We start from the raw sequence: 24942 nt of genomic DNA on the forward strand, positions 1-24942 counted from the left end.
GCGTCTGCCTCTCATGAGTTCTTCGGCCGTGAGGGCCTGGGGGAGCGGTTGCGATGACAGCGCCGTAGGGCGTGCGGGGACGGGCGGGCCGTATGCGCTTTCTACGGCGTACGAGCGAAGATCTACGGGCGAGTTGTGTCGGACGGGGGTGAGGCCGGGGTCCGGCGGGTGTCATACGAGTGAACGCGCCAGCGCCACCGCCCCCTCGACCGGCGGCACCCGCAGCGTCCGGGGCCGCGCTGTCGGCACCCGGTCGGCGAGGGCGGCGGTGAAGGCGTCGTACAGGACGGGCTGGGCGAGGATCGTGCCGCCCGCCACCACGACGTCGTCGACGGGGACGTCGCGTGCGGCGAGCCGTTCGACCAGTGACGCCAGGAAGTCGCCGGCCTCGGCTATCACCCGGCGGGCGAGCGCGGAACCGGCCTCGGCGGCCGTGAACACGGCCGGGGCGTGCCTGCCCCACTCGGCGGATATGTCCTTGGCGCGCTCGAGCGCGGCGCCGAGGGCGGGTACCTCGGAGACCTCGAACGAGGCGACGAGCCCGGTCGCGAGGGCGTCGGGCTCCTCCCCGCGGTCATGGGCCGCCCATACGGCACGCGCGGCCTCGCGGACGAGTCCGGCCGCACCGCCCTCGTCGCCGAGGACCGCGCCCCAGCCGCCCACCTGCACCGGGCGACCGTCGGGAAGCCGGCCCACCGCGACGGAACCGGTGCCGGCGACCAGGCCCACCCCCTTGTCCAGGCCCGCCGCGGGGACGAGGAGTTCGGCGTCGCCCACGACCAGCGCGGGCGCGTCGAAGTGGAGTTGCAGGGCGGTGCGGATCTGAGCGCACTGGCGAGGGGTCTCACAGGCGTGGCCGCCCACGGCCAGGGCGGACGGGCGAACGCCCGCCGGCAGGGCGTCGGCGGCCAGGGCGGCGAGCCAGCCGGCCGCGGCCACGGGGTCGTGCGGCCGCCAGCCGCTGCTGGAGCGGACGTGATCGGCGACCGGGCTGTCGCCCGCGAAGGCGCGCAGCTGTGTCTTGGTGCCGCCCACGTCGATACCGACCACCAGGGGTACGGAGTCCTGCACGGGTCCTCTTTCGTCGGTGCGCTGTGCATGCGACGGCGGGCGAAACCGTGCCAGGAGGAAGGCAGTCGAAGAACTCGGGAAGCCCCGGGACGGGCCCCTGACGGACCACGGCAGGCGAGTACCGTGACGTTCGTTAGGAAGTTAACTAACGAAGTACAGTGCGTGTCAATAGGCGTCGCCCACCCGGCTTCCCCGGCTTGTCGTCCGGGCCCGCAACGCGCGACGCCAGGGCAACCCATCGCCGCCTCCCGCCGAGCCGACCGGCTCCGGAGAGTGGCCTGTGACCTGGGGGAAGTGTGGAACACGACGTGGTAAGAGCCCCCCGCCTGACCGAGAGCGCGAGTGCTGTATTCGCCGTACTCGCCCAGGCGGGCACCGCGACGCGGCCGCAGCTGGCGAGCCTCGCGCGGCTGTCCAAGCCGACGGTCTCCTCCGCCGTCGCCGAGCTGGAGGGCGTGCACCTGGCCGCCCACTCGGGCACCTCCTCCGGCGGTACGGGCCGCAGCGCCGCCGTGTACCGTCTGGGCCCCGCCGCGGGCGCCGTGCTCGCCGTCGACCTCGGCCCCGCCCTCACCCGGGTGCGCGCCTGCGCCCTGGACGGCAGCCTGCTCGCCGAGGCCACGGGCTCCCGCACGGACGCCGCCGACGTCGTACGGCAGGCGCTGTCCGCGCTGCCCGCGGACGCCCCGCTGCGCACGATCGTCGTGGCCGTCGGTGATGTCACGCCGCCGCAGCGGATGCGCCCCGCCACCGCCAAGGCCGGTCCCGTCTTCGACGCGGTCACCGTCGCGCTGCCGCCCGGAGTGCCCGTCCACCTCGAGAACAACGTCAACTGCGCGGCCCTCGCCGAACTGCACGAGGGCGCGGCCCGGGGCCGCCACACCTTCGGCTATCTGCGGATCGGCGTCGGTATCGGTCTCGGCATCGTCGTGGGCGGACAGGTGCTGGCCGGGGCCAACGGAGCGGCCGGTGAGCTGGCCCGGCTGCCCTACCCGTGGAACGACGACCAGGAGCCCCGCCACGAGGCCCTGGAGGAGTACATCGGGGCCCGCTCCCTGCTGCGCCGGGCCGCCGAGGCCTGGCCGGACACCGACGGCGACTGCCCGCGCACGGTCGAGCGGCTCTTCGCCCTGGCCGGGCAGGGCAACGCCGCCGCCCGCGCGGTTGTCGACCGGCACGCCGTGGACGTGGGCCGGCTGGCGGCCGCCGTGACGGCCGTACTGGACCCGGGGCTGCTGGTGCTGGGCGGCAGCACCGGAGCGTCCGCGCAGCTCCTGCCCGGGGTGCGGGCCGAGCTGGAGCGGCTGAGCTGGCCCACCGAGGTGGTCAGCAGCCAGGTCGGTGATCTCGGCACGGTCGTGGGCGCCGCCCGCCTCGCGGTCGCCCGAGGAGTCCAAACCGTGACCGAGGTGGCGCGGATGAAGGATTGACGGTTTCGGACTCGGTCTGCCAATGTCCGGACAAGCGCTTTCTAAGTCGGTCGGGACACCGGCTTGGGCGAGCGTCCCGCCCGTACTCGACGTACGGCAACCGCACCAGGGCGTGCTGGTGCGGCGACGGCCACAGCGGCCGGGGACCCTCGCTCGTCAGGATGACGCGGCCGGGCGAGGCCGCGCCCTCGGAAAGCGACCTTTCTTGCACAATGCACCCGTGCCGCCTCCGTCGGCGCCGTGCTGTGTCCCCAACCACGAAAAGGGATCGAAGATGACCACTGTGGGTGTGCGGCGCTCCCGCCGACTCGGCCGCGGCGGCGTGCGCCGCCTGGTTCCTCTCGCTGCCGTGGCCTCGGCAGGTGCCCTGCTGCTCTCCGCGTGCGGTGGGGGTTCCGACTCGGGCGGCACCTCCAAGTCGCTGACGTTCTGGATCTCCACGGTTCCGGGGCAGGACGCGGGCTGGAAGAAGATGGTGGCGCAGTACAAGAAGGAAACCGGCGTCGCCGTCAAGCTCGTCAACATCCCCTACGACGGCTACGACGCGAAGCTGCGCAACGCCGCGCAGGCGAACTCCCTGCCCGACGTGGCGGCGGTGCCGAAGCTGGACCCGATCTGGTCGAACAAGCTGATCGACCTCAAGGACATCGCCAACAACAAGTCCAACAAGATCAACGCCAACTTCCTCGCCAAGGACGCGTCCGGGAAGGTGCTGTCCATCCCCTCGGACGTCACCGCCTCCGGCCTGTTCATCAACAAGTCGCTCTTCGAGAAGGCCGGCGTCTCCTACCCGACCTCGCCCGCGAAGACCTGGACCTGGACGGACTTCATCAAGGCGGCGAACAAGGTCCGCGAGAAGACCGACGCCAAGTACTCCCTGACGTTCGACCAGTCGCCGTCGCGGCTGCGCGCCATGGTGTACGAGATGGGCGGCAAGTACGTCCACGCGGACTCCTCCGGCAAGTTCTCGGTGGACGCGGCCAGCAAGAAGGCCGTGGACACCTTCGTCGGTTGGAACGACGACAAGACCATGCCGAAGTCGGTGTGGACCAGCGGCGCCGACCCGTCGGCCATGTTCCAGAGCGGTGACGTCGTCGCCTACTGGTCCGGCGTGTGGCAGGTTCCCGCCTTCGCGGACAGCATCAAGAAGTTCGAGTGGGCGAGCGTCCCGACCCCTGCCGAGCCGGTGCAGGCCAGTGACGTCAACAGCGGCGGCATGACGGTCGGCTTCAACAACAACGCCGACGCGGCGAAGGCCGCGACGAAGTTCCTGTCCTGGCTGTACGAGCCCGCCCACTACCAGGCGCTGTGCGAGGCCTCCGGGTTCCTGCCGGTGGAGACCGGTCTGAACCCGAAGTACCCCTTCAAGTCCGAGGCGGCGCAGGCGGCGTTCAAGCTCTACAACGAGTCGATCCCGCTCTACGCCCCGATCTCCGGCTACTTCAACAGCGCGCAGACGAACTGGGTGCTGAAGGGCAAGAGCCTCACCGAGGACCCGACCAAGACGGAGCTCGGCAAGGCCATCAACGGCCAGCAGTCGGCCGACAAGGCCCTGCAGAACATCGTGGACGGCTACAACCAGCAGGTCGGTGGCTGAGCCCAGGCCGGCAGGTCCGGGCGGCGGGGTCGAGAACACCGCCGCCCGGCCTCGGACCCCACGCGATGCCGGGCTCAAGGCCTGAGCCCACAGGAACCCATACCACCAGCACGGAGTCAGGAAGATGACAAAACGCGCCCCGGACGTGTCCGCCGTGTCCGCGAGCCCGCCCAGGAGACGCAGCAAGTACACCCTTGCGCCGCTCGTCCTCATCGCGGCCAACGTCGTGCTCTTCGCGCTCTTCTTCCTCTGGCCGGCGGTGATCGGGCTCGTCTACTCCTTCACGAACTACACGGGGGTAGGGGCGTTCCAGTTCGTCGGACTGGACAACTACCAGAAGCTGGCCGGGGACTCGATATTCTTCGACGCGCTGACCCGGACGCTGCTGTACACCGTGCTCTTCGTCCCGCTGAACTTCGTGTTCTCGCTGCTCATCGCCAACCTGCTGGTGAGCAAGCACGCCAAGGGCGTCTCGGTCGCCCGCGTCTTCTTCTTCATCCCATGGCTGCTGTCGCCCATCGTCGTGGGTGTCCTGTGGCGCTGGCTGTTCGGTGAGAACTTCGGACTGGTCAACTACTTCATCGAGAAGTTCGGCGGAAGCGCCGTCCCGTGGCAGTCCAACGCGGACCTGTCCCTGCTGGTGGTCGTGGTGGCGGCGTCCTGGGCCTGGACGGGCTTCTCCATGCTGCTGTTCATCGCGGCGATCAAGAACGTGCCGCAGTCGTACTACGAGGCGGCCGCGCTCGACGGCGCCGGTGCGTGGCGCCAGTTCATCAGCATCACACTGCCGAGCATCGCGCCCACGTCCTTCATCGTCATCCTGCTCAACACGATCCACGCGATGAAGGAGTATCCGCTGTTCGCCTCCCTCAACAACGGCGGACCCGGAACGACGAACAACCTGCTTGTCCAGTACATCTACCAGACCGGCTTCAAATCGGGCCAGATCGGCTACGCGAGCGCCGCGTCGTTCGTGCTCATGCTCATCCTGATGGTCGTCGCGATCGTCCAGATGATGGTCAACCGGCGGGTGGAGAACCGATGACAACCACAGACATGCCGCGCAAGGTCGACGCCGACTCCGTACCGCGCGTCTCCAAGAAGGGCTCCGGCGGCGGGCACAGCGGTGGGCTTCGGCGCGCGGTGCCCGCGACGACACTGCTGTGGGTCCTGGCGGCCGTCTACGCGGTGCCGGTGCTGTGGTTCGTCCTCAGCTCCTTCAAGCCGGCGGGAGACCTGTTCTCCCTGCCGCTGACGCTGTTCCCGAACAACCCCACCGTGTCGGGGTACAAGGCGGCGTGGGACAGCGCCAACTTCTCCCAGTACTTCATCAACACGACCATCGTGTGTGTGATCGCGACGATCCTCACGGTCGGCGTCAGCTGCTGCACCGGGTACGCGCTGGCCAAGTACGACAACAAGTGGCTCAAGGTCTTCTTCGTCGGCATCCTGGCCACCACGATGTTGCCCGGCGAGGTCATGCTCGCCCCGCAGTTCCTGGTGGTCCGCGACCTCGGCCTCTACAACTCGCTCGCCGGCATCATCCTCCCGGCCGTGCTCACCGCGACCGGCTGCTTCATGTTCCGCCAGTTCTTCCTGACGGTCCCCGACGAGCTCATCGAGGCCGCCCGCATCGACGGCGCCCGCGAACTGTCGATCTTCCTGCGGATCATGGTGCCGATCTCCCGGCCCATCATGCTGACGCTCGCCATCCTGTCGTTCCAGTGGCGGTGGAACGACTACATCTGGCCGCTGCTGATGCTCAACGACCCCGAGAAGTTCACCGTGCAGATCGGCATCCAGAGCCTCGTCGGGGCGCAGAACATCAACTGGTCGGTGGTGCTCGGCGGATCGGTCATCTCCATGATCCCGCTGATCGTCGTCTTCCTGGTGTTCCAGCGGTACGTCATGAACGCCGACATCAACGCCGGACTGAAGGACTGACCTTGCCCGCCCCGCTCGACCACGAGTTCGTCCGCGCGGCGGCGCGCGCCGCCGACCGGACGGCCGCCCCGCTCGCGGCCGGCCCCGACGAGGAACCCGCCGGTGTGCCGCACCGTGGTCTGGCGCGGCGGGTGCGGACCCTGGTCGCGGCCTACCGGTCCCCGGACTCGGCCCTGCACGGCAGCGGGCAGGCCGTCGCCACCGCCCTGACCCACCTGCGCGCCCTTGGGGCCGTGCAGACCGGCAGCGGCCTCTTCGCCGGCGGCGACAACGTGCAGTCGCCGCCGGACTCCGCCTTCACCGTCAACGACGTGTGCGACGCGCACGTCCTCGCCGCCGGGGCGGGGCCGGAACTGCACGAGGTCACGGCGGCACTGGCCGAGATCGCCGAAGCCGCCACCGGCGCTCTCCTGACCGGTGGCGCGCACACCCCGAACCACCGCTGGGAGCTGTGCGCGGCGCTGGCCCGCCTGCACCGCTCGTTCCCCGACGACCGCCTCCTCGACCGCGTCGAGCAGTGGCTCTCCGAGGGCGTCGACATCGACGCGGACGGCCTGTACTCGGAACGCAGCGCCGTCTACGCGGCCCACGTCTCCAACCCCTCGCTGCTCCTGCTGGCCGACGTCCTCGGCCGCCCCGACCTGCACGGTGTCGTCGAACGCAACCTCGCCGCCACCCTGGACCTCATCAGGCCGGACGGCACGGTGGAGACCGTCCACTCGCGACGCCAGGACCAGAACCACCGCTTCCCGCTGGCGCCCTACCTGCCGCACTACCGGCTGCTCGCGATCCGCACCGGCCGGGGCGACTTCAGCCGCGCGGCACGGCTGGCGGCCGCGGGTGGCATCGACGATCCCGACCTGCTCGCCGAGACCCTCCTCACCCCGGACCTGTGCGGCCCCCTGCCCGCACCCACGGCGGAGACGCTGCCCCGCGCGCGGTACCTCACCACCGCGCGCCTCGCGGCACACGCCTCGGCCACCGCGCACACGGTCCTCTACGGCGGCTCCGACGTCCCCGAGCACCGGCACATCCGCTCGGGCCTCGCCTGCAACCCCACCTTCCTGCGCCTGTTCGCCGGTGACGCCGTGCTCGACGCGGTCCGGCTGTCGCGGGGGTTCTTCGACCTGGGCCCGTTCCGCGCCGCCGACATGCGGCAATTCGCCGACGGCCGCTACCGGCTCACCCAGACCCTCACGGCCGCCTACTACCAGCCGCTCCCGCCGGACCGCAGGCGGGAGGACGGCGCCTACCGGCTCGCGGACGAGGGCCGCTTCTCGGCCGCGATGGCCTTCTCGGACCGGCCCCGCGACGAGGTCTCGCACACCACCCTGGTCGAGGCGGACCTCCAGGAGGACGGCGCCGACCTGCGCGTCGACATCAGCGGACCACCGGCGCCCTGGGCGCTCGAACTCACCTTCCGGCCGGGCGGCGCGCTCGTGGGAGCCGAACCGATCGGCGACGGGCGCTGGTGCCTGACGACCGGGTCGATGACCTACCGGGTCGGCGACGACGAGATCGAGGTCGAGGTCGACGTGGAGGCGGGCGAACCGCTCGCCGGGCCGGACCGGACCGGCGTCCTGCGCTACGACCCGGGTGAGGACTACACGGTGACGGGCGGCACCGACGCCACGACCGGGGACCGCGTCCTCATCGGCGGACAGGGCCCGCATACCCTGACCGTCGCACTGCGCGCCCGCCGGCCCGCCCCCGCGGTGTGACCCCGACGCACCACGCCATGGCCACCCCAGGCATGAAGGACTGATCCCCGTGCACCTCACGCACCAGCGCGGCCCGCTGCACGACCTTCCGGACACCCCGGAGGCGTACGACGCCGTCCTCGCGGACATCGTCGAGCAGGCCCTCGCGCGCATGACGGACGAGGGCAACCTCGAACACCCCGACTGCGTCGACGACATCGGCGACACCTCGCTCGGCATCACCTCGCTGCTCGCGTTCGCCTGGCAGCGCACCAAGGACCCGCGGCTGCCGGACGCGGTCCGCCGCAGCCTCGCCTTCCATCTGCGCCAGCGGGTCTACACCGAGGACAACCCGGGCTACCCGAACCTCAAGGTCCGCAACAGTGGTCTGCCGTACGCCCGTTACACCCTGGCGGCGGGCGCGCACCCCATCGGGGACTGGCCGAGCACGGTGTGGGCACTGCTCCAGGCGGTCAATGTGCTGGACGCGGCGGACGGGCTGGTCGAGGACCGGCAGCGGGCCGAACTGGTCGAGGTGGCGCGCGGCTACTGGCGCTGGCTGACCGAGGTGACCTTCTTCAACCCGCAGGAGGCCGGCAACCAGGCGATCGGCTGTGTCGTCGGCGGCCTGATGCTGGCCGCCCATCTGCCGTCCCCCGAGCGGGAGTCGGTCCGTGGACGCGCGCTGGAGCTGTACAGGGACGAGATCCGGGCCCACCGGGTGCACGACCGGGGCGCGTCGCTGCCGCCCGAGCACGGCGGCGCCTACGACAACAACTACGGCCCGATCTCCCTGTCCTTCCTCGCCCAGGCCCACCGGGTCAGCGGCGAGGAGGTCTTCGCCGAGGACGGTGAGGCGCTGGCCCGCTACCTCGACGCCCGGCTGACGGGTGGCGGTTTCGACAACGGCGGCCCCCGCTACAGCGAGCAGCACTCCGCCTTCGAGTCGGTCCTGGGCCTGCGCTACTTCGGTGCCCGGATCGGCGCCGACCTGGGCCGCTACCGGGGCGACAGCCGCTGGGCCCGGCACGCGGTGAAGGCGGACGGCGGGGTCGACGGGCACTTCGCGTGGATGCTGGTCTGGCAGATCCAGGACCCGACGCGCTGGCACCGTACGCCGTCGACCGAGCCGGTGCGCCACCAACTCCGGTCCGGCACCGTGTCGGTGGCCTTCGACGACCACATGACACCCTCGGTCGTCGAGGCGGGCGGCACGTACTACCTGCCCGCCGCCGTGAACCGCCAGCACGGCCACGGGCCGGTCGTCGACGGCTTCCTGCTCTGCCGTCCCATGGGCCGGGTCCGCGTCCGCGACGTCCGCGCCGGCGGGCTGGCGGCCAAGCTGGTCACCAAGCCGGTCGTCGGGCGCGACCACGTCCTGCGGCACGTGCGGTCCCTGTACGTCACCGACGGCACCCGCCTGTGGGTGACGGTCGCGGTGGAACGCCTCCCCGGGACGCCGTATCTGCTCGCCGGGATGCCGTACGCCGCCGACGACGGCGACCAGGTGCTCAGGACGTCCCGCGCCGAGGTCGTCTCCGCCGGTGAACTGCGCCTGACCCACCCGGAGTCGGAGGGCGCCGACCACTTCGACGCCCGCTCCGAGACCACCCAGGAGCAGGCGGCCTTCGCCCTCGCCGAGGACCCGCGCGGGTACGGCAACCCCGACCTGGGCTGGAGCCGTCTGGTCTCCTCGACGGCCCTGGAGGCCGACCCGGTGCCGGGCGCCCCCGAGGGCCTGACTGTCTTCGCGGTGCGTTACGGCCCCGGCGGGGCGTTCCGGGCGGACCTCGCGGACGGGCCCGAGGGACTGACCGTCCGCACCGAGGCCTTCACCGCGGTGATCGGCGACACCAGCGGCGACGCCTTCGGAGAGCCACGGCTGACCGTCCACCCCTGAACGCGCCTCCAGGGCAGGCCTCCCGCGGCGCCTTCCTACCGGAAGGCCGCCGCGTGCCGTCGCGCCCAGTCGCTGAACGCGCCCGGCGCGCGGCCGGTGACACGCTCGACGGCCGGGCTGATCCGCTGCTCCGCCGGGGTCGGGGCGCCGAGGAACTCCAGCGTGGTGTCGGCGACCGGCTCGGGCAGGAAGCGCAGCAGGCCCGCGCGTGCCTCCTCCCGGCTCAGCTCCACGAACCGGACCGGCTCGCCCACCGCCTCGCCGATGGCCGCGGCCTGCTCGCGGGGCGTGACGAGGGCGGGCCCGGTCAACTCGTAGACCTCTCCGGAGTGTCCGTCCTCGCCGAGGGCCACCGCGGCGACCGCGGCGACGTCGGCGGGGTCGACCGTGGGCAGGCCGACGTCCCCGAACGGCGCGGCCACACTGCGGTGTTCGCGTACGGACTCGGCCCAGAAGAACGCGTTGGAGTGGAAGCCGACCGGCCGCAGCAGGGTCCAGTCCAGGCCGGACTGCCGTACGGCCTCCTCGATGGTCCGCGCCGTGCCGCCGTGCGAGGGCGAGTCGGGCCGGGTGACGACGCCGATCGACGACAGCAGTACGACCCGCCGGATGCCGCCGGCCTTGGCGACGTCCAGAAGATGCGCGGCGTCGAGCAGATGCGCGCTGGGCCCGCCGTCGTGCAGGAACAGCGCCTGCGCGCCGTCGAACACCGGACGCAGGCTCTCCGCGTCGGTCAGGTCCGCCCGGTGGTGCCGTACCCCCGCCGGCACGTCCGCGGCGGAGATCCCTCGGGACACCGCGCCCACCTCGGCGCCGGACTCCGTGAGCGTCCGGACCAGTTCACGGCCGACGTTCCCGGTCGCCCCCGTCACCACGATCATGTGCAACCCCCTTGTGACATCGGCCTTGTTGCCGACGAAGGGACGCTAACACCGTGGATATAGTAGGTACCTAGAGGAAAGTGACTACCCCGGAGGGATGTGCGTGGAGGCTCAGACGGACACGGTCGATCCGCAACTCGCCTGCCCGATCGGCCCGGTGGTGGACATCGTGTTCAGCCGCTGGACCACCCCGATCCTGTGGAGTCTGCACGCGCACGGTCGGCAGCGGTTCGTCGAGCTGGAGCGGCGGATCACGAAGATCACACCGAAGGTGCTGACGCAGCGGCTGCGGCAGCTGGAACGTGACGGTCTCGTCGTACGCACCTACCATCCCGAGGTGCCGCCCCGGGTCGAGTACGAGATCAGTGAGCTGGGCCGCAGCCTCGCCCCGCTCTTCGCGCACCTGGCCGAATGGTCCGCCGGCCACCTCGACGCGGTCGAACAGGCGCGGCGCGCCTACGACACCGACTGACGGCCCAGCCCCTCCAGTGCCGTGGCCGGCACGACCAGGTCGGCCCGGTCCCTGCTCGCCGCGACCAGTTCGGCGTTGGGCTGGTCCGAGCGCATCACCCACGCCACCGCCTCGTCGTGACCCTTGCCGAACCGCTCGTGCCGGGCGACCAGCCGCCGGATCCGCTCGGACTCCTCCAGTTCGCAGAACCACACCTCGTCCAACTGCCGCCGCACCCGCGCCCACGCGCCCGTGTTCAGCAGCAGGTAGTTGCCCTCGGTCACCACGAGACGGGCCGTGGGCGGCACCGGCACCGCACCCGCGATCGGCTGCTCCAGCTCCCGCTCGAAACCGGGGGCGTACACCACGTCGTCGTCCTCCGTCGCGCGCAGCCGCCGCAGCAGCGCAGCGTACCCCGCCGCGTCGAAGGTGCCGGGCGCGCCCTTGCGGTCGCGCAGACCGAGCCGGTCCAGCTCCACGTCGGCCAGATGGAAACCGTCCATCGGGACATGCGCCACCCACGGCTGCCCGCCGCCGTTCAGCTCCCGTACCAAGGTCCGCGCCAGAGTCGTCTTGCCGGCGCCGGGGCTGCCCGCGATGCCGAGGATCGCGCGCCGCCCGCCGTGGACGAGGGAACGGGCACGCAAGGCCAGGTCGTCGAATGTCAGAGGCACACGCACGAGTGTGTCACCCGCCGCCGCGCGGGGACCCACGGCGGCGGAGAGGATGACGAGCGGACACAGGAGGGAGGCCACCATGCCCGACGACGCCGCACAGATCCGCGCCCTCATCAGCGACTGGGCCGACGCCGTGCACCGGGGCGACCTCGACGGCGTGCTCGCCCACCACGCCGAGGACATCGTCATGTACGACGTGCCGCCGCCCCACCACGGCATCCGCGGCCTGGCCGCCTACAGCGCCACCTGGCCGCCGTTCTTCGCCTGGCAGGCCCAGGGCGCCTGCTTCGACATCGAGTCCCTCGACGTCACCGCCGGCTCCGAGGTCGCCTGGGCCCACGCCCTGCTGCGCTGCGCCACCCCCGAGGACCTCGCCGAGGACCCTGACCTGCGGCTACGCCTGACTTTCGGGCTGCGTAAGGAGGGCGGACGCTGGCTCGTCGCGCACGAGCACCACTCGTTCCCGCACGACTGACGCACGGTTGCGCCGATAATCGGACGAAATATCATGCGGCTGGCCGAACTGTGCGCTGCGTAATGATCGACGGCAGGTTACTTTGTCCCTGTTTTCTCCGTTTCCCCAGCTCGTGATCATGGGGTCCAAGGAACCCTGCGACACGTAGGGGTAAGGGGTGGATGATGGCGCACGGCACGAACGCCCTGCTCGTCGAGGGGTGGCGGCAGGGCACGGCGACCGCGCCCGGCGCCTTCCGGCGCCGGCGCGGGGACGCCCTGCTCGCCGTGGTGGCCGGTGTCTTCGTCCTCGCGCAACTGCTGCTCGTCCGCCCCGGGATGGGCCTCGGCTGGGACGAGAGCGTGTACGTCAGCCAGGTCGGCGAACAGGCCCCCGCCTCCTTCTTCAGCGCCCCACGCGCGCGTGGCATCTCGTTCCTGGCGGCCCCCATCGCCTCCTGGTCCACCTCCACCCCGCTGCTGCGCGTCTACCTCGCCGTCCTGTCGGGCATCGGCCTCTACCTCGCACTGCGCCTGTGGCGCGGACTGTTCCCCGCCCGCGTCCTCGCCGGCGCGGGCGCCCTCTTCGCCTCGCTGTGGGTGACGCTCTTCTACGGCCCGCAGGCCATGCCCAACTACTGGGTGGCCATCGGCACCCTGGTCGCCGTCGCCTGCTTCCTGAAGGACCGGGCGTGGGGCGTGATGGCCGGCGCCGCCCTCATGGCGCTGATGCGTCCGACCGACGCCGTCTGGGTCACCGTGCCCCTGCTCGTCCTCGCCGTGGCGACCCGCCGCGTACGCATGCTCGCCGCCCTTCTCGCGGGACTCGCCCTCGGCGCCGCCCAGTGGGTGATCGAGGCGTACGTCAACTACGGCGGCCTGGCCCAGCGCCTGCACCAAGGCTCCGAGATCCAGGGCGGCCTCGGCTGGAACTGGGCCGTCGACGACCAGATGCGCAGCCTCGTCGGACGCGCCCTGTGCCGGCCCTGCACCGGCTCGATGCCCCACCCCGCGATCACCGCCTGGTGGTACGCCCTCCCGCTGCTCGTCGCCCTCGGCGTCGCCGTCGCCGTCCGGGCCGGACGCCCCGCACGCACCCTCGTCCCGCTGGCCTGCGCCGTCTCGGCCGCCTTCCCCTACCTGTTCCTCATCGGCTACGCGGCGCCCCGCTTCCTGCTGCCGGCCTACGCGCTGCTGGCCATCCCGGTCGCCGACGGACTGCTCCACCTGGTCACCGCGCCGGGCGGCCGATGGCGGCCGGTGGCCACGACCCTGGTCGCGCTCGGCCTGACCGCACACCTCGCCGTGCAGTACAGCGTTCTCGACCGCACCGTCTCCCGCAACACCGCCGACCGGCGGGCCTGGGCACAGACCGCCGCCGATCTGCACCGACTGGGCGTCCGGCCCCCCTGTCTGGTCACCGGGCACGAGGCGCTCCCCATCGCCTTCTACGCCGGCTGTTCCTCGGCCGCCGTCAGCGGATCCAACGCCAACTCCACGCCGGCGCGGATCCGCGAGACCGCCCGCCGCATCCCGGTCGCCCACCTCGTCGCGGAGGACGGCAGCCCCGCCGGGTACGCCCGCGACTGGAGGCCCTACCGGCTCGACGGGAAGGACATCCGCATCGGGCCGGCGGGGGAGGGCTGAGGGGCATGACGACCGAGCGGGTCCTCCTCGCCCCCGGCCGAAGACGCCTCTACTGGCACACCGCGTTCACCCTCGCCGTCCTGGTCGGCGCGGCCTGCCTCGCCCACCGGCACTGGCCGGTGCTGGAACGCGGTGCCGTGCGCCTCGCGGTCGCCGACCAGGGCTGGCTGCTGGTGGGCGCCACGGCCGCCGCGGCGACCTGGGTCTGCGCGGCACTCGCCCAACAGGGGTCGGTCGTGCGGCGGTTGCCCCAAGGGCGGCTCGTGGCCACGCAGTTCGCCGCGAGCGCGGCCAACCACCTGCTGCCCGCCGGACTCGGCGCGGGCGCGGTGAACCTCCGCTTCCTGATGCGGTGCGGGCTCTCCGCCGGCCGTGCCGCGAGCGCCCTCGCCGTCAAGGGCACCGCCGCCGGGGTCGTCAGGACCGTCCTGATCGTGGCGCTCGCGGTGGTCTGCCCCGGGGTGCTGCGGTTCCCGCGCCCCTCCGCCGGCATCCTGGCCGCCGTGCTCGCGGCCGCCGTATGCCTGGCTGTGCTGCTGACCCGGTCCCGGTGCCGGCGCGCCCTCACGGTCGTGGTCGCCGACATCAGGGCCGTACACGCCAACCCGCCCCGGGCCGCTGCCCTCTGGGGCGGTTCGCTGGCCTTCACCGCCCTGCACGCCGTGGTCCTGATCGCCGTCGCCCAGGCCGTGGCCCTGCCGCTGCCCCCGGTCCGGGTGGCGCTGCTCTACCTCGCCGCCAGCAGCGCCGCCGCCCTGCTGCCCACCCCCGGCGGGCTCGGCTCCCTCGACGCGGCCCTGGCCCTCGCCCTCACCGTCTCGGGCACCCCGGGCTCCGCCGCCGCCTCCGCGGTCCTCGGCTACCGGCTGCTGACGGTGTGGCTGCCGCTGGTACCGGGCCTGATGGTGCTCGCGGTCCTGGTGCGGCGCAAGGCGCTGTGACGGGACGCGCTTCCACGCCGAGGGCTCCGGCTCGCCCTATGCCCGGGGCGCGCTGAAGAAGCTGTTCCACCGGGGGATGTCCCGCCGCGACGCAGCGCTCGCCGCCCTCCAGGCCGCTGTACGACGCGGCGGACGACGACCTCGCGACCGGCGGCCCGGACCTCAACTGCCGGATCCTCCCGATCGTCTCGGTCATCACGAGGACGGCTTCGAGCGCCTGCCCGAACCGGAGACGGAGGAAGTCACCCGCGAGATGGTCGAGCACCGCCGGTCCCGGCCGGACGGCCCGACGGCCACGCCCTGACCGACGGGGCGCGGGGTCCGTCGAGCGGAGAGCCGGGGTCCTGGTGGATGCCCGGTCGCAGGGCCCGTCGGCGGACCACCGGGGTCTGTCGGAGCCCGGTCGGAGGGCAGCCCGTCAGATCCGCGGTCCCACCTCCTTGCGCCACCTGACGATCTGCTTGTCCGGATCGCCGGTGTACGACCAGGGCGTCCGGGTCGCCCGCCGCCCCAGCATCAGTAAGAGCGGTCCCGCGATGTCCGGCAGATCCGCGAGACAGGCCGCGTGCGTCAGGTAGTTGAGGTCGCGCAGCTCGGCGGGGGCGACCTCGCCCGGAGGCCGGTCCTTGAGCCAGCGCTCCCAGGTGCGGCGTACGTCGCTCGCGGCACCGTCGTTGCTCCAGTGCTGGGCGAGACCCACCGAGGACTGCCGCCCCTTGGCCGCGTCGAGTGCGAACCGGTACTCCTCGACGCGGGCGTACTGCACCAGCACCGGAAGCGCGCACCCCGGCGGTGCCACTCCGGCCGCGTCGCGGGCGAAGTCGTACATCAGACCGTGGGTGCCGTGCCAGCGGGCCGAGTAGTAGTGCAGCACCTGGAGATGGCCCTCCACGCTGTACGGGTCGCGCCGGTGCAACTCGTCCCACCAGCGCGCCAGTTCCTGCCTGCGGACGCCGGCCGGGTAGAGCCGGGCCACCGAGATCAGCGAGATCCACGGGGTCGGGTCGTCCGGGTCGGCCTCGGCCGCCCGCAGACTCGCCAGCACCGCGGTGTCGACGCGGTGCTGGTCGATCGGCACCCCGCGGCCCGCGGCGATCGCCAGGTTGAACGCCCGCGCCGTCTCGGTGGCCGCCCGCAGCACCAGCGCGTCGGGGCTGTGCGGTTCGGCGGCCAGCCATGACTCCACCGTCGAACTGCCCGCGCAGGCCTGGGCGAGCAGCCGGACCCGGTGCCCGCGCACCGGCCAGTCGGGGCCGGTCGCCCGCAGCAGTTCCCGAAGTCCCTGCCAGCGCCCGATGACGATGTCCTGGCGGGCCGTGGTGAGGGGAAGGTCCCCGCAGTCGGGGTCGAAGTCGGGGGCGAAGCGGTCTCGCGCCATCGTGATCCCCCTCAGAAGTCGGTCGGGAGACCCTCGTGGACACGGGACTGCGTGGGCACGACCCCGCCCGGGACGTAGTCCACCTCGACGGTGCGGGTGGCGTCCAGCCTGGCGGGCCGGTAGTAGTCGCTGCCCTTCCTCCAGTACCAGAGCATCGGGAACAGGCCGAGGGCCAGCCCGCCGACGCCGATCGTGACCGCCGCGGAGCTGAGTTCGCCGAGCGACTCCACGAAGACCCAGAACATGAACAGCGAGCCCAGCAGCGGCCACAGCCCGCCGAGGACGAGGTCGGCCGCGGACCTCAGCAGCATCTTGCGGTAGGCGACGACGGCCGCGAGACCCGCCAGACCGTAGTAGACGGCGATCTGCAGTCCGATCGCCGAGATCGCGTCGGAGAGGATGTCACCCACCGTGCCCAGGGCGTTGGAGGCGATGAACAGCACCAGCGCCACCCCGCCGACCACGGCGATGGCGACCCAGGGCGTGTTCCACTCGCGGTGCACCCGGCCCAGCGCGGACGGCATCGTACGGTCACGGCCCATCGCGAACAGCGAGCGGGTGACCTGGATGAGCGTGGTCTCCAGGGTGGCGATGGTGGACAACATCACGGCGACGACGAGCAGTTGGCCGCCCCAGCCCGGCCAGATCTCCTCACCGAGCACCGCCAGCACGTTGGCCTCGTTCTCATGGACCTGCCTCGAGGACAGCACGACGTTCACGGCGATGGTGAACACCTCGAACAGCAGGAAGACGACGCCGACCCCGATCAGGCCCGCCAGTCCGGTCGTGCGACGGCTGTCGCGGGTCTCCTCGCTGAGGTTGCTGGTGACGTCCCAGCCCCAGTAGTAGAACGCGGCGATCAGCGCGCCGGAGGCGAACCCGGCCATGCCGTCGAACTGGCCGAGACCGAGCCAGGACCAGTCGAAGGCACGGGCGTTGTCGGTGTGGAAGAAGGACAGGACCGCGAAGAGGGCGAGTATCGCGAGTTCGACGCCGGACATCAGCAGCTGCGCGCGGACGGTGAGCCGGGCGCCGCCGAGCACCACCAGGAGCATGACCACGAACCAGACGGCGCCGACCAGGGTGGACGACGCCGTGTCGTCGGCGAGCCCCTCGTCGAACAGGGCCAGCGTCATCGCCCCGGCGGGCAGCGAGCCGGCCACCATGAAGATGGTCGCCGACACCACCAGCGCCCAGCCGCTGAGGAAGCCGAGGAAGGGGTGGAGCGTGCGGCCCACCCACGAGTAACTGGCGCCCGCGTTCACGTCGATACGGCTGAGACGGCTGAACGCCAGCGCGATGCCCAGCATGGGGATCGCGCAGTACAGGAGCGCGGCCGGGCTGGCGAGGCCCACCGCGCCGACCAGGACCGCGGTGGTCGCGGCGATCGAGTAGGCCGGGGCGCTGCCCGCGACCGCCATCACGACTGTGTCGAACATGCCGAGGGCGTTGGCCTGCAGCCCTCTGCCCCTGCTGTTGCTCATGCTCAAGCTGCTTTCCGTCATGCACGACGCGGGGACGACCAGGCCCCGACGGCGTAGGGGGGTGTGGGGGGTGGAGCCCGCCTCGGACGGAAGAGGGATGGCCTCGGTCAGAAGCGGCACATGGGGGGCGGCGGACACCGTTCAGCACAGCGTCGGCAGACGGTCACACCGTGTGTGCGAGTGATGATAGCCCTACCGGATCTCCTTTCAAGATTGACCGGAGGGTAATCTCCCGCATCCAACTGCGCCGCAGCTCAGGGGCATTGACGAAGCACCAAGAGCGCAGACCGTCCTGCGCCGGACGCGGGCCGAGTCGGGCGACGCGGCACCCTCGACCAGGGTGTCCGGGGGCCGGTCCCTCAGTCGCCGATGCGGTCGATCTGGCGGAGTCGGTTCGTGGCGTCCAGGGCGGCGACCTTGTAGGACTCGGCGAGGGTCGGGTAGTTGAAGACGGCGTCGACCAGATAGTCGACCGTGCCGCCGCAGCCCATCACGGACTGACCGATGTGGATCAGCTCGGTGGCGCCGGTGCCGAAGCAGTGCACGCCCAGCAGAGTGCGGTCCGTGGGAGACACCAGCAGCTTCAGCATGCCGTGCGAGTCGCCGATGATCTGCCCCCGGGCCAACTCCCGGTAACGCGAGATGCCGACCTCGAACGGCACGCTGTCCTCGGTGAGTTGATCCTCCGTCCGGCCCACGAAGCTGATCTCGGGAATGGTGTAGATGCCGATCGGCTGGAGCTGGTGCATCCGTCCGACGGGCTCCCCGAAGGCGTGGTAGGCCGCCGCACGGCCCTGCTCCATCGAGGTCGCGGCGAGCGCGGGGAAGCCGATGACGTCGCCGACGGCGTAGATGTGCGGCACCTCGGTGCGGTAGTGCTCGTCGACCGTGATCCGGCCGCGCCGGTCCGCGGTCAGTCCCGCCTTGTCGAGGTCGAGGTCGTCGGTGAGGCCCTGTCGCCCCGCCGAGTACATCACCGCGTCGGCGGGAATCTTCTTGCCGCTCTCCAGGATCGTCAGCGTGCCCCGGGAGTGCCGCTCCACCGCGGCCACCGTCTCCCCGAAGCGGAAGGTGACGGCGAGGTCCCGCAGGTGGTACTTGAGCGACTCGATCACCTCGACGTCGCACAGGTCGAGCATGCCGGCACGCTTCTCCACCACGGTGACCTTGCTGCCGAGCGCGGCGAACATGGAGGCGTACTCCATGCCGATGACCCCGGCGCCGACGATCACCATCGACCGCGGCACCCGCTCCAGGGCGAGGACGTTGTCCGAGTCCATGATGGTCCGGCCGTCGAACTCGACACTGTCCGGGCGCGCGGGCCGGGTGCCCGTGGCGATGACGATGTGCTCGGCGCTGATCAGCCGTTCGTGGCCGGTCGGCTCGCGCAGGGCGACGGTGTGGGCGTCGACGAAACGGCCGGTGCCGGCGTACAGGGCGATGTGGTTGCGGGAGAGCTGGTTGCGGATGACGTCGACCTCGCGGTTGACCACGTGCTGGGTGCGGGCGGTCAGGTCGGCGACGGTGATGTCCTCCTTGAGCCGGTAGCTCTGGCCGTAGAGGTCGCGCTGGGTGAGACCGGTGAGGTACAGCACCGCCTCGCGCAGGGTCTTGGAGGGGATGGTGCCGGTGTGGATGGAGACCCCGCCGACCATGTCGGGGCGGTCTACGACGGCCACGCGGCGGCCCAGCTTGGCCGCGGCGATGGCGGCTTTCTGGCCACCCGGACCGGATCCGATGACGAGCATGTCGAAGTCGGGCACCCTCCGCAGTCTGGCAGCCCAGGTGCCCGGTTCGGAAGGGTGAACCGGCAGGCACGCCGTGTCCGCCGCCCGCCGCGTCCGGACCTGGCCGGTCTGCGGGGGCGTTCCCACCTCGGGCTTGTCGCCGGCAGCCGTGGGGGACGGGGATTGCGCGCCCGTGGTCCTGCTGGACGCCGCGCTCCACCCCGTGGCCGTGGGAAGGCCGCGCCCGGTCCGGGCGGACGCCGGTGACGCCTGACCTCGACGGCGACACCGGCAAGCAGGTGGGGCGGCGCCGACACCCTGGTCCAGCGGACGCCGGTGCCGGCCTGGCGGCGTGTGCCCGGACGAGGACGCGACGAAGTGACGGCACCCGGCGGGACGGGCGCCGCCCGAGGGGCCCGGCCGGGACCGGGCCCGACAGGGCTCAGGGCAGCAGCTTCTCCAGAGCGGCCGGTCCCTCGGCCTCCAGCTTGCGCCGGGCCCATTCCAGATTCTGGGGGGTCAGGTCCCGGCCTGCGGCGAGGACCACGTCCTCGGGCGACACCTCGGTGCCGGTACGGGTGTGGAGCAGGGCGTCCGGGGTCGCGTGGTCCTCGGACGGCCCGGACGCGTCGGGCTGTGACGTCGGCATGATCTCTGCTCCTCGGGTCGTCAGCGGGTCCGCTATCACCATTCACCCCGGAAGCGCCGTGTGCATCCCGAGGGGACCCCGTCGGGGTGCCGAGGGCCCTCGTCGGGAGACCGCGGGGCCGGGACGGAGGGGTGCGCCCGCCTCTGCGTGTGGGGCGTCGGCGGAGCGTGTCGACCGGCGCGACCGTCGTCCGGCTGCTCACCGTCGTACACGTGGCTGCTCACCCTCGTACGCCGCTCATGGTCCCGGCCGTCACGCCCCTGCTTCGGAGGACACGTTCACCCGGGGACTGAGGACCAGCATCGTCACATCGTCCAGGACGGTCCCGCAGTACCCCGTCAGATCGCGCCACACCCGCTCCACCAGGTCCGCGGGCTCGGCGCCGGCGAAGCCGGGGAGCCGGTCCGCCAGGGGGTAGAAGGCGCCGTCCGCCCCGCGGGCCTCGGAGACCCCGTCGGAGGCGAGGAAGAGCCGGTCACCAGGCCGGAGCGGCACGGTGACCCCCGCCGGGGCACCGGTCCCGGACAGCCCCAGCCCCAGCGGTACCCCCGCCGGCACCGCGAGCTCCCGCACCCGGCCCTCGCGCAGCAGCAGCGGCGCCGGATGCCCGCACACCACGATCCGCACCTCCCGAGCGTCGGCGGCGAACTCCAGCACCACCGCCGTGGCGAACAGCTCGGCGTGCGGCACGTCCGCGGAGTCCACCTCCAGCCGGCGGTCGAGCCGCGCCACCACCGCCTCCGGACCCGGCTCGTCCAGCACCGCCTCCCGGAACGCCCCCAGCAGTGAGGCGACCGTCGCCACCGCCGACAACCCGTGTCCCTGCACATCCCCCATCACCGCGCGCACACCGCCCGGTCCCTGGCGCACGTCGAAGAAGTCCCCGCCCACCAGCGTCCCGCTCTGCGCCGCCCGGTACAGCCCCGTGCACCCCACCGGCCCCACCCGTTCCGGCAGTGGCGGCACCACGGCACGCTGGGCGGCCTCGGCGACCGCCCGCTCGGTGTCCAGCTGGGCGTCCCGGTGACTGCGGACGAAGGACACCAGCACGCTCAGCGCGGCGACGAAGGCGACGGTCAGCAGATCGGTGGTCCCGGGGTCGTTGAGCCGGAACGCCGGGACGACCAGCACGGTCACCACCAGGCCGCCGAGGAGCGCGGTCGCCACCGGGCCGTACGACAGCACGGCCAGCGGCGGGATGGCGCCCAGCACGAAGCCGATGTCCAGGGGTTCGGGGCTGGTCAGGGTCGCCGCGCAGACCGCCGCGAGCAGGGCCGGTGGCAGCACCCGTACCCAGCCGGGCGGCGGTGCCCCGCGCAGCCAGCCGCGCCGCTCCCGGCGGTCCCGTGTGACCCGCGCCTCTCCCACGTCTCCACGGTCCACCGACCGGGGGCGCGCCGCACGCCGGAAAAGCGCTGGACGCCCGCCGGGACGGGCCCTTAACGTGAGCATGTCACGCCCCAGACGAGCGGAAGGAGGCGAGTGCCGTGCGGTACACCGACATCCAGCGCTCCCTTCCCGTCGTCCCCGGCGTGCGTCCTTGAGCTTCCCGGGAGCGCTCCCCGCAGTACGCATCCCGGAGGAATCCATGACCGCACTGGTCATCCGCCAGCTCGACGACAGCACCGCCCATGAGTTCGACTCCCTGCCCGACCCGCTCGGTGTCCGCGCCGCGCACCCGCTGACCCGGCACCGGCCCGACTGGCAGCGGGTGGCGCTGCGCGACGGCCGGATCGTCGCCCGTGCCGCCTGGTGGGGCGGGCCCGAGGACACCGAACCCCTCACCGTGGACCGGTTCGACTTCGCCGAGGGCGAGGAGGAGGCCGGTACCGAACTCCTGCGGACGGCCCCCTGGCAGGTCGGCATCGACTTCAGCCTGCCGCCCGGCTGGGGCGAGGACCCGGCACTCCGCGCCGCCGTGGAGGCCCGCTTCTCCGCCGCACGGGCGGCCGGGTACGAGCTTCTCGTGGAGCGCTTCACCTACCGCTGGACCCCCGAGTGCGGCCTGCCCGAGCGACCGGGGCGCCTGGTCTTCGGTCCGGAACCCGACGACTCGGTGTTCTTCGAGGCGCTGCGCCGCATCCACTCCGTCACCCTGGACGCCCACGCGCGCAAGGCCGTCGCCGAGGGCGGCGCCGACCGGGCCGCCCAGGAGGAGCTGGACTTCTTCCACTGGTGCCCGTCACCGCGCGAGTGGTGGCAGACCGCCCGGACACCGGACGGAGAGCTGGTGGGGATCCACATCCCCGCACGCAACCACCAGTCCCCGATCGTGGGGTTCATCGGCGTCGTGCCCGAGCAGCGCGGCCACGGCTACGCCTACGACCTGCTGACCGAGTGCACGCACTTCCTCGTCGCCCAGGGCGCCGAGGCGGTCGTCGGCGCGACCGACCAGGGCAACTTCCCCATGGCCGCGCACTTCGCGAAGGCCGGCTATCCCGTGACGCGGGAGCGGGTCAACTTCCACCTCCCGGTGGACGCGGGGTAGCCGAAGCAGGTCGCGCGGTGCGCACGCCGCCGCTGTCAGTGCCGGATGGCAGGGTGTCCGGAACAGCCGGCAGCGGGTGACGGAGGCGGAGTGGGCGGGTTCGAGGGCCAGGTCTGGCGACTGCACAGCGGTGACGAGCCGATCGGGGAGATCCTGATCGACGACGCCGACTTCCCCTGGCTCTCGGGCCGCTTCCGCGCCACCCCCGCCTTCGCGCCGCTGCGCGAGCTGTTCGCACGCGAACTCGCCCTGATGGAAGGGGAGGAGATCGAGGAGTGGGAGCGGGTCTACGACGAGGTGCGCCGCCGGGTGTCACTGACCTCGCCCGACGGCCCGGTCCCCGAGTTCCTGCTGCACATCGAGGGCGACGCCGCCTGGTTCCGGTGGAGCGACAAACCGTTCGACGACCAGCCGCCGCCCCTGCGACCTTGGGTCCCGGGACCGTCGAAAGGACCTTGATGCAGAGCGACTTGATCGCCCACGCCTACGCGCTCGGCGCCGGACCGTGGACGATGACACGCGTGGCCCGCGGCGCGCTGGGACAGATCTGGAAGCTGTCGGGGGACGACGGCGGCGACGGCAGTGGCGGCGAATCCGCGTGGGCGGTGAAGGAGTTACTCTTCGGCTGCGACGAGGAACAGGTCCGCCGGGAGGCCGCGCTGCGCGGCGCCTCGGAGCGCCTGGGCATCTCGGCGCCGAGGCTCCTGCCCGACCGCGAGGGGGCGTACGTGACCCGGTTCGGCGGATCCCATGTGAAGCTCTACGACTGGGTCGACGGCACCGAGGCGGACCCGTGTGACCCGGAGATCCTGAGCTGGTGCGGCAGGACCCTCGCCCTCCTGCACCGGGCGGGGGAGGGCACGCGCGAGACCCCGGACGACTGGTACGAGACGTGCCCGGCGGAGGCGGACTGGGCCGCTCTGTAGCCGCGGATCCGCCAGGCCGGGGTGCCCTGGGCGGACGAGCTGGGGCGGTTCCTCGACACCCGGGTGCCGGCGTTGGCGCGGCACGTCACGCGGTCGGGTCCCCACGGCGTCGTGCTGTCCCACCTCGACATGCAGCCGCAGAACGTACTGGTCGGCCCGGCCGGTCCGACGCTCGTCGACTGGGACAACGCGGGGCCGGTCGCGGCGGACCGTGAACTCGCGCGCGCCGTGTACTTCTGGGCGGGCCGGAACGACTTCTCGGCCGAGTCGGCCCGGCTGCTCGTGCGCGTCTACCGGGACGCCGGGGGCCCGGCGGTGGTCGGCGGCCTCGACGCGTTCGCGATGCTCTTCGCCACCGAGCTGAACTTCGTGCGGGTCCAGGCGGAGTGCGCGATCGACCCTGACGTGTCCGAGGGACAGCGCGAGTTCGCCGCCGCCAGGGTCGTCGACAGGCTGGTCTCCCTGCCGGATCCGGCCGCGGTCGCGCGGCTCGCGGACGTCCTCGCCGGCTGAGCGGGTTCAGCCGAGGTCGCCGTCGCCGCCCAGCAGGCGCTCGGCCGCCGCGAGGATCTCCGTGACCCGTAGTCCGAACGCGGCGTCACACGGGTGCGGACGGCCGGTGCGCGCCGCGGCGAGCAGGGCGTCCGCGGCCCGCCCCAGCGCGGGGACCGCCCCTTCCGGGCTGCGCGGCAGGAGCGTCACCCCCGACTCGCCCCGCAGTTCGACGGCGGCGCCCGCCGCCGCGGGCGGAGCGGTCAGGCTCAGGGTGAGGGTGCTCGACGCGCCCCCGGTGTGCTCCAGGACCAGGTGCACGGTGTCCGCGGGGCCGTGCGCGGCCGCCGCCACCTGTCGTACGTCGCCCAGGACCGGCAGCAGCACCGACAGCGCGTGCGGCCCGACGTCCCACAGGGCGCCCTTCTCCCGCCGCCACGGCGAGGCCCCGAACGGGCTGTCCGTGGTGAACACCGCGCCGAGCCACTCGGCCCGCGCGGTGAACCAGCCGTCGGCGGCGGCCTGTTCGGTGATCCACGCCTCGGTCACGCTCTGGAAGCGGGTGGTGAAGAACACGACCGAGGCGACACCGGCCTCCCGCACCGCCGCCACCACGGCCCGGCCCTGCTCGACCGTCGGCGCGAGCGGCTTGTCCAGCAGCAGATGGCGGCCCGCGCGCGCCGCCCGTACCGCCAACTCGGCCTGGACGGCGGGCGGCAGCGCCACCGCGACGGCGTCCACGTCGGCGATCAGCTCGTCGACGTCGTCGTAGGCCCGCGTGCCGAACCGGTCCGCCAGCTCCTTGGCGGCCTCCGTACGGCGGCCCCACACCCCGGCGAACTCCAGCTCGCCGTGTGCGCTCAGGGCGGGCGCGTGCGCCCCCTCGGCCCATGGACCGGTGCCGAGCAGTCCGATACGCATACCCCCGCCTTTCCGTGCCCCGAAGGTCCAGGGTGAGCGTGCGCCACGGACCGCGGGCCGCGCAACCGGAATGCCCGCACAGGTCGATGAGCTGCCAAGGCGTGCACCCGGGCGTCCGGTCGCGTCCCGGACGGCGCGGTTCCGATCGGCGCCCCGGAGAGCGGGCGATTCAGTCCTCCCGCTGC

The 24942-nt window shown here is 72.4% G+C and carries 21 protein-coding genes and 2 pseudogenes; 14 read left to right on the plus strand and 9 right to left on the minus strand.

Annotated elements, in window-relative coordinates; genetic code table 11:
- Nucleotides 1-171: 171 nt before the first annotated feature.
- A complete protein-coding gene (locus tag ACZ56U_RS03275) occupies nucleotides 172-1071 on the minus strand; it encodes an N-acetylglucosamine kinase (protein WP_469082316.1) in 900 nt (299 codons plus the stop codon).
- 308 nt (nucleotides 1072-1379) lie between these two features.
- On the opposite strand from ACZ56U_RS03275, the gene ACZ56U_RS03280 reads away from it, so the two are divergent.
- From ACZ56U_RS03280 to ACZ56U_RS03305, 6 genes are all read left to right on the plus strand, one after another.
- Complete coding sequence (locus ACZ56U_RS03280) at nucleotides 1380-2501, plus strand: ROK family protein (protein WP_469082317.1); 1122 nt, start codon at nucleotides 1380-1382, stop codon at nucleotides 2499-2501.
- A 274-nt stretch (nucleotides 2502-2775) separates the two neighbouring features.
- Entirely contained in the window at nucleotides 2776-4098 is a 1323-nt protein-coding gene (locus tag ACZ56U_RS03285; RefSeq protein WP_469082318.1) for an extracellular solute-binding protein, read from the plus strand.
- Between the two features lie 124 nt (nucleotides 4099-4222).
- Nucleotides 4223-5143, plus strand: coding sequence for a carbohydrate ABC transporter permease (locus ACZ56U_RS03290; protein ID WP_469082319.1), 921 nt, complete (start codon nucleotides 4223-4225; stop codon nucleotides 5141-5143).
- Nucleotides 5140-6042: a carbohydrate ABC transporter permease gene (locus ACZ56U_RS03295; RefSeq protein ID WP_469082320.1), complete on the plus strand. Its 903-nt coding sequence runs from the start codon at nucleotides 5140-5142 to the stop codon at nucleotides 6040-6042. The genes ACZ56U_RS03290 and ACZ56U_RS03295 overlap by 4 nt, the downstream gene beginning before the upstream one ends.
- A 2-nt stretch (nucleotides 6043-6044) precedes the next feature.
- The gene (locus ACZ56U_RS03300) at nucleotides 6045-7763 is read left to right on the plus strand and encodes a hypothetical protein (RefSeq protein ID WP_469082321.1); all 1719 of its coding nucleotides are present in this window, start codon (nucleotides 6045-6047) and stop codon (nucleotides 7761-7763) included.
- Between the two features lie 49 nt (nucleotides 7764-7812).
- A complete protein-coding gene (locus tag ACZ56U_RS03305; RefSeq protein WP_469082322.1) occupies nucleotides 7813-9642 on the plus strand; it encodes a hypothetical protein in 1830 nt (609 codons plus the stop codon).
- Nucleotides 9643-9677: 35 nt separating this feature from the next.
- Here the strand turns inward: ACZ56U_RS03305 and ACZ56U_RS03310 are convergent, their stop codons facing one another.
- Nucleotides 9678-10523 carry an SDR family oxidoreductase gene (locus ACZ56U_RS03310; protein ID WP_469082323.1) on the minus strand — a complete coding sequence of 282 codons (846 nt, stop codon included), beginning with the start codon at nucleotides 10521-10523 and terminating at the stop codon, nucleotides 9678-9680.
- 103 nt (nucleotides 10524-10626) lie between these two features.
- Between ACZ56U_RS03310 and ACZ56U_RS03315 the strand changes: the two genes are divergently transcribed.
- Nucleotides 10627-10995, plus strand: a complete 369-nt coding sequence (locus ACZ56U_RS03315; protein WP_469082324.1) for a winged helix-turn-helix transcriptional regulator — start codon at nucleotides 10627-10629, stop codon at nucleotides 10993-10995.
- On the opposite strand, the gene ACZ56U_RS03320 is transcribed toward ACZ56U_RS03315, so the two are convergent.
- On the minus strand, nucleotides 10980-11648 hold the full coding sequence (locus ACZ56U_RS03320) for a nucleoside/nucleotide kinase family protein (protein WP_469082325.1): 669 nt from the start codon (nucleotides 11646-11648) through the stop codon (nucleotides 10980-10982). The genes ACZ56U_RS03315 and ACZ56U_RS03320 overlap by 16 nt on opposite strands.
- Before the next feature lie 82 nt (nucleotides 11649-11730).
- On the opposite strand from ACZ56U_RS03320, the gene ACZ56U_RS03325 reads away from it, so the two are divergent.
- From ACZ56U_RS03325 to ACZ56U_RS03340, 4 genes and pseudogenes are all read left to right on the plus strand, one after another.
- Nucleotides 11731-12126, plus strand: a complete 396-nt coding sequence (locus ACZ56U_RS03325; protein WP_469082326.1) for a YybH family protein — start codon at nucleotides 11731-11733, stop codon at nucleotides 12124-12126.
- 164 nt (nucleotides 12127-12290) lie between these two features.
- Nucleotides 12291-13751 (plus strand): hypothetical protein, encoded by a 1461-nt coding sequence (locus tag ACZ56U_RS03330; protein ID WP_469082327.1) that lies wholly within the window; start codon nucleotides 12291-12293, stop codon nucleotides 13749-13751.
- Nucleotides 13752-13756: 5 nt separating this feature from the next.
- Nucleotides 13757-14692, plus strand: a complete 936-nt coding sequence (locus ACZ56U_RS03335) for a lysylphosphatidylglycerol synthase transmembrane domain-containing protein (RefSeq protein ID WP_469082328.1) — start codon at nucleotides 13757-13759, stop codon at nucleotides 14690-14692.
- Nucleotides 14693-14702: 10 nt separating this feature from the next.
- Nucleotides 14703-14996, plus strand: a pseudogene (locus ACZ56U_RS03340) (proteasome subunit beta); the annotation flags it as partial.
- 114 nt (nucleotides 14997-15110) lie between these two features.
- Here the strand turns inward: ACZ56U_RS03340 and ACZ56U_RS03345 are convergent.
- The 5 genes from ACZ56U_RS03345 to ACZ56U_RS03365 all read right to left on the minus strand — a co-directional run bounded on the left by ACZ56U_RS03345 (nucleotide 15111) and on the right by ACZ56U_RS03365 (nucleotide 21298).
- A complete protein-coding gene (locus ACZ56U_RS03345) occupies nucleotides 15111-16070 on the minus strand; it encodes a hypothetical protein (protein ID WP_469082329.1) in 960 nt (319 codons plus the stop codon).
- 11 nt (nucleotides 16071-16081) lie between these two features.
- Entirely contained in the window at nucleotides 16082-17554 is a 1473-nt protein-coding gene (locus ACZ56U_RS03350) for an APC family permease (protein ID WP_469082330.1), read from the minus strand.
- Between the two features lie 359 nt (nucleotides 17555-17913).
- Nucleotides 17914-19317 (minus strand): Si-specific NAD(P)(+) transhydrogenase, encoded by a 1404-nt coding sequence (gene sthA / locus ACZ56U_RS03355; protein ID WP_469082331.1) that lies wholly within the window; start codon nucleotides 19315-19317, stop codon nucleotides 17914-17916.
- Nucleotides 19318-19723: 406 nt separating this feature from the next.
- Nucleotides 19724-19930 (minus strand): hypothetical protein, encoded by a 207-nt coding sequence (locus ACZ56U_RS03360; RefSeq protein ID WP_469082332.1) that lies wholly within the window; start codon nucleotides 19928-19930, stop codon nucleotides 19724-19726.
- Nucleotides 19931-20182: 252 nt separating this feature from the next.
- Nucleotides 20183-21298: a PP2C family protein-serine/threonine phosphatase gene (locus tag ACZ56U_RS03365; protein WP_469082333.1), complete on the minus strand. Its 1116-nt coding sequence runs from the start codon at nucleotides 21296-21298 to the stop codon at nucleotides 20183-20185.
- A gap of 220 nt (nucleotides 21299-21518) precedes the next feature.
- On the opposite strand from ACZ56U_RS03365, the gene ACZ56U_RS03370 reads away from it, so the two are divergent.
- The 3 genes and pseudogenes from ACZ56U_RS03370 (at nucleotide 21519) to ACZ56U_RS03380 (ending at nucleotide 23857) form a co-directional block, all read left to right on the plus strand.
- Nucleotides 21519-22418, plus strand: a complete 900-nt coding sequence (locus tag ACZ56U_RS03370; protein ID WP_469082334.1) for a GNAT family N-acetyltransferase — start codon at nucleotides 21519-21521, stop codon at nucleotides 22416-22418.
- Between the two features lie 90 nt (nucleotides 22419-22508).
- The gene (locus ACZ56U_RS03375; protein ID WP_469082335.1) at nucleotides 22509-22877 is read left to right on the plus strand and encodes a hypothetical protein; all 369 of its coding nucleotides are present in this window, start codon (nucleotides 22509-22511) and stop codon (nucleotides 22875-22877) included.
- Nucleotides 22877-23857 (plus strand): annotated as a pseudogene (locus ACZ56U_RS03380) (phosphotransferase enzyme family protein). The gene ACZ56U_RS03375 and the pseudogene ACZ56U_RS03380 overlap by 1 nt, the downstream one beginning before the upstream one ends.
- Before the next feature lie 6 nt (nucleotides 23858-23863).
- Here ACZ56U_RS03380 and ACZ56U_RS03385 read toward each other — a convergent pair.
- Nucleotides 23864-24757 carry a Gfo/Idh/MocA family protein gene (locus ACZ56U_RS03385; protein WP_469082336.1) on the minus strand — a complete coding sequence of 298 codons (894 nt, stop codon included), beginning with the start codon at nucleotides 24755-24757 and terminating at the stop codon, nucleotides 23864-23866.
- Nucleotides 24758-24942: the final 185 nt, after the last annotated feature.

This window comes from Streptomyces sp. NPDC034103, assembly GCF_055575395.1.